The following is a 4,251-nucleotide window of genomic DNA, read 5'->3' as shown; positions in this document are numbered from 1 at the left end:
AGCTTCCGCCTCCGTGGACATCTACCTCCCAATCGCCGGTCTTTCGGTGAATGCGCTCGTGATCATCGCGCTCGGCGGAGTGGTGGGCCTCCTGAGCGGGATGGTCGGGGTCGGCGGAGGCTTCCTCACGACGCCGATCCTCATCTTCTACGGCATCCCGCCGGCTGTGGCCGTCGCCTCCTCAACCACACAGATCACCGGCACCAGCGTCTCCGGAATGCTCGCGCACAGGCGGCGCCGCGGCGTCGACTACCGAATGGGAGCGGTGCTGGTGGCGGGCGGCTTTCTCGGCGCCGTCGCAGGCGGCGGGCTATTCCGGCTGCTCCAGGACACCGGCCAGATCGATACCGTGATCGCCCTCCTCTACGTGGTGCTGCTGGGAAGCATCGGCGCCTTGATGGCGAAGGAAGCGGCGACTTCGCTCGACATCATCAAGCCGCGGAAGAACGCCGCCAAGAGCAGCCGCCGCCACAATCCCATCATCGCGATGCTGCCGATGCGCTGGCGCTTCTACCAATCCGGTCTCTACATCTCGCCGCTCGCGCCGCTGCTGCTCGGCTTCTTTTCCGGCATCTTGACGGTTCTGCTCGGAGTGGGCGGAGGCTTCCTCGTGGTTCCGGCCATGATCTACCTGCTCGGAATGTCGACCGCCGTCGTGATCGGCACGTCCTTGATGCAGATCCTGTTCGTCACGGCCGCGACCACCCTCATCCATGCGACCACCACCAAGTCGGTCGATATCGTGCTGGCCGTGCTGCTGCTGGTCGGAAGCGTGATCGGGGCACAGTTCGGAGCGCGCTTCGCACAGAAAGCAAAGCCCGAGTTGCTGCGCATGTTCCTTGCGATCATCGTCCTTTCGGTCGCCTTCCGGATGGCCCTCGGGCTCGGATGGCGCCCGCCTGACATCTACACGATCGAGCCGCTGTGAGGCTGCTCCGCGCCCTCTGGCTGCTGCTCTTCCTGCCGTTCGCGCTCGCCGCCTCCGAGCCGAAGCTGGTGCCGGACGTATCGCAGCGCGAGATCCAAATCCGCTACTCCTTCACCGGCGCTCAGCTGCTGCTGTTCGGGGCCGTGCTCTATCCCGGCGGCCGGGTGCCGACCGATCGGGTCGACATCGCCGTCGTGGTCAAGGGGCCGATGCAGCCGATCCTGGTGCGCGAGAAGCAGAAGGTGGCGGGCATCTGGATGAACGTCGAGAGCGAGCGCTTCCGCTCCGCACCGTCCTTCTATGCCGTGGCCTCGTCCCGCCCGCTGCCCGAGCTGGTCGATGAGCGCACAGCCGCAATCTACGAGCTCGGAGTGCAGAACCTTCAGCTTTCGCCCGGCGCCGGGGCAAGTCCGGAAGAGCGGCAGCGGTTCGAAGCGGGCCTGATCGACCTCCAGCAGCGCCACCAGCTCTATTTCGAGACCCCACGCGGCGTGGAGATCACCGGCGGCGTCCTCTATCGCGCCCGGATCGATATCCCCGCCCGAGTGCCGGTCGGCAATTACACCGCCGAGACCTTCCTGATCAGGAACGGCGAGGTGGTCGCAGCCGCGGTGCGGGAGATCAGGATCGAGAAGCTGGGCTTCGAACGCTTCGTGGCGACGGCGGCCCAGCAATGGTCGCTCGCCTACGGATTGGTGGCAGTCGCAGTGTCGCTGCTGCTCGGCTGGGGTGCCAGCGCCGCCTTCCGCCGCGGCTGAAATCGCAGGCGCGCAAACAGCTTGTTTACCCTTATCGTCTAGCTCGGGAGGCGGATTAGAGCGCAATCGGGGGATTTCCTGCCGCCATGACCGATATGATGAACCTGCACGGCTTCCAGCGCGACGAGCATAGCGACACGAGCGATACGCCCGTGACGAGCAGCCCGACGGTGAGCCCACTCAGGAACCAGCGATACGAAGCGATCGGCCAGGTGGTGGAGGTCTCCGGAGGCGGGGCCCGGATCAAGATCCAGGGCCAGCGGCTCCGCGATCTTGCCGGCGACGCCGATCCGTCCGTGGCGATGTCGGGGCAGGTCGGAAGCCAGGTGAAGCTCGAATCCGGCCGAAAGTGGCTGCTCGCGAACGTCCGCAACCTGAAGGTGCTGGACGACGGCCAGGATACGGTCACGGCGGAGATCGACTTCCTCGGCGAAGGCGATGAGGACAATCAGTCGGGCAAGCTCGTCGATTTCAAGCGCGGCATCACCGGCTATCCGATCCCGGGCAACCGGGTGTTCCCGGTCACCGGCGACGATCTGAAGCAGATGTTCGCGGCCGACGAGCGTCCGCACATCGAGATCGGGACCGTCTATCCGACCAAGGATGTGCGCGGAGCCCTCTACATCGATGCCATGCTCGGCAAGCATTTCGCGCTTCTGGGCTCCACCGGCACAGGTAAATCGACGTCCGCAGCGCTCATCATGCACCGCATCTGCGACATGGCCCCCGAGGGGCACATCGTGATGATCGATCCGCACGGCGAATATTCGGCGGCGTTCAAGGGCTATGGCGAGCTGTTCAACGTCGACAATCTCGCGATGCCGTACTGGCTGATGAACTTCGAGGAGCATTGCGAGGTGATGATCACCTCGTCGGGCGCCGAGAAGCAGCGCGACGCCGACATCCTCGCCAAGTGCCTCCTCCACGCCCGGTCGAAGAACCGTGCGGCCGAAGGGCTGACGAAGCTGACGGTGGATTCGCCGATCCCCTACACGCTCACCGACCTTACCAACTCGATCCAGAACGAGATGGGGCTTCTCAACAAGGCGACCGACACCGCGCCCTACATGCGGCTCAAGACCAAGATCGACGAGCTGAAGGCAGACCCGCGCTACAGCTTCATGTTCTCGGGAATGCTCGTCGCCGACAGCATGGCGACCTTCATCTCCAAGATCTTCCGCCTCCCTGCCAAGGGCAAGCCGATCTCGATCGTCGACGTCTCGGGCGTTCCCTCCGACATCACCTCGGTGGTGGTCGCGGTGCTCTCCCGCCTCGTCTTCGACTATGCAATCTGGTCGCGCAACGAGCTGCAGCGCCCGGTCCTCCTCATCTGCGAGGAAGCGCACCGCTACGTTCCGTCCGACAAGACGTCGAGCGGCCAGGCCGTCCGCAAGATCCTCGAGCGGATCGCCAAGGAAGGCCGCAAATACGGCGTGTCGCTGGGCCTCATCACGCAGCGACCGTCCGACCTTGCCGAGGGCGTGCTCTCCCAGTGCGGCACGATCATCTCGATGCGCCTCAACAACGACCGGGACCAGGCGTTCGTGAAGTCGGCGATGCCGGAAGGCGCGCGCGGCTTCCTCGATGTCATTCCGGCGCTCCGCAACCGCGAGTGCATCGTCTGCGGCGAGGGCGTGTCGATCCCGATCCGGGTTTCGTTCGACGATCTCGAGCGGGACCGCTGCCCGGCTTCGTCCGATCCCTCCTTCACCGACCTCTGGAAGCAGAGCGGCGACGAGGAAGCGATGGTGACGCGGGTCGTGAAACGCTGGCGGGCCCAGGGCCGCTAACGGGGACGCCGCTCCAGATAGAGATAGTCGGGACTGAACTCGCCGATCCGCTGGAGCTGCTCCCAATCCTGGATGACCACCTCGCCCCCGCGGAAGGTGACCAGGTCCCCGTCGCGAAGGCTCTTCAGCATCCGGTTGACGTGCACCGAGGTGAGCCCCGTCACGTCGGCCAGATCCGCCTGAGTGAGCGGCAGGGGGAAACGCCCTCCCTGGGCAAGGCCCACCACCTCGAGCCTCAGGTAAAGCTCGCACAGCAGGTGCGCGATCCGGGCCAGGGCCGTTCGCCGTCCGACCGAGAGGATATGCTCGCGGTGGATCGAGGCATCGATCAGGGTCGAGAACCAAAGCATCCGCGCCAGATGCGGATGATCCTCGGTGATCTGGCGGAGCCGCTCGTGCGGGATGATTGCGAGCCGCACCGGCGTCATCGCCCCGACATGGTGCTCCAGCCGCTTCAGGAGGAAGCCGTGCAGGTCCAGGAAGTCGCCCGGGACGTGCAGCTCCATGATCTGGCGCTGCCCGTCGGCAAGATCCTTGTAGCGGGCGACGATCCCCTCGACGAGCAGGATGGAGTCGCTGAGGGTCACGCCTGCGCGGACGATCATCCGCCCTGCGGCTGCCTCCTGGATTTCAACGACACTGTCGCGGAGGACCTGCTCTTCCTCCTCCCCAAGCAAATCCCGGGCACGGAGCTTCAGGAGGAGCGCTTCCAGCACCTCCGCGCCCGCGCGCGACCGGGGGCTATCGGGCATCCCGCTGCTCCAAGGTGCCGTCG

At 65.5% G+C, this 4,251-nt stretch carries 4 protein-coding genes; 3 read left to right on the top strand and 1 reads right to left on the bottom strand.

The annotated features are described in order from the left end of the window. Nucleotides 1-13 precede the first annotated feature (13 nt). The 3 genes from VF662_RS05550 (at nt 14) to VF662_RS05540 (ending at nt 3,476) form a co-directional block, all read left to right on the top strand. On the top strand, nt 14-928 hold the full coding sequence (locus VF662_RS05550) for a sulfite exporter TauE/SafE family protein (RefSeq protein ID WP_464138802.1): 915 nt from the start codon (nt 14-16) through the stop codon (nt 926-928). A 2-nt stretch (nt 929-930) separates the two neighbouring features. Then, entirely contained in the window at nt 931-1,686 is a 756-nt protein-coding gene (locus VF662_RS05545) for a TIGR02186 family protein (RefSeq protein ID WP_464138801.1), read from the top strand. Between the two features lie 86 nt (nt 1,687-1,772). Then, nucleotides 1,773-3,476 carry an ATP-binding protein gene (locus VF662_RS05540; RefSeq protein WP_464138800.1) on the top strand — a complete coding sequence of 568 codons (1,704 nt, stop codon included), beginning with the start codon at nt 1,773-1,775 and terminating at the stop codon, nt 3,474-3,476. Here VF662_RS05540 and VF662_RS05535 read toward each other — a convergent pair. Next, on the bottom strand, nt 3,473-4,228 hold the full coding sequence (locus tag VF662_RS05535) for a Crp/Fnr family transcriptional regulator (RefSeq protein ID WP_464138799.1): 756 nt from the start codon (nt 4,226-4,228) through the stop codon (nt 3,473-3,475). The genes VF662_RS05540 and VF662_RS05535 overlap by 4 nt on opposite strands. Nucleotides 4,229-4,251 lie beyond the last annotated feature (23 nt).

This window comes from Allosphingosinicella sp. (genome assembly GCF_036387215.1).
Lineage (GTDB): Bacteria > Pseudomonadota > Alphaproteobacteria > Sphingomonadales > Sphingomonadaceae > Allosphingosinicella.
Note: the sequence above shows the minus strand (reverse complement) of the source record. Positions and strands in the feature narration are given on the sequence as shown.

What these genes read in the sequence shown, in the direction of transcription:
- VF662_RS05535 (WP_464138799.1), bottom strand. Translation starts at nt 4,228, where the DNA reads ATGCCCGATAGCCCCCGGTCGCGCGCGGGCGCGGAGGTGCTGGAAGCG.
- VF662_RS05540 (WP_464138800.1), top strand. Translation starts at nt 1,773, where the DNA reads ATGACCGATATGATGAACCTGCACGGCTTCCAGCGCGACGAGCATAGC.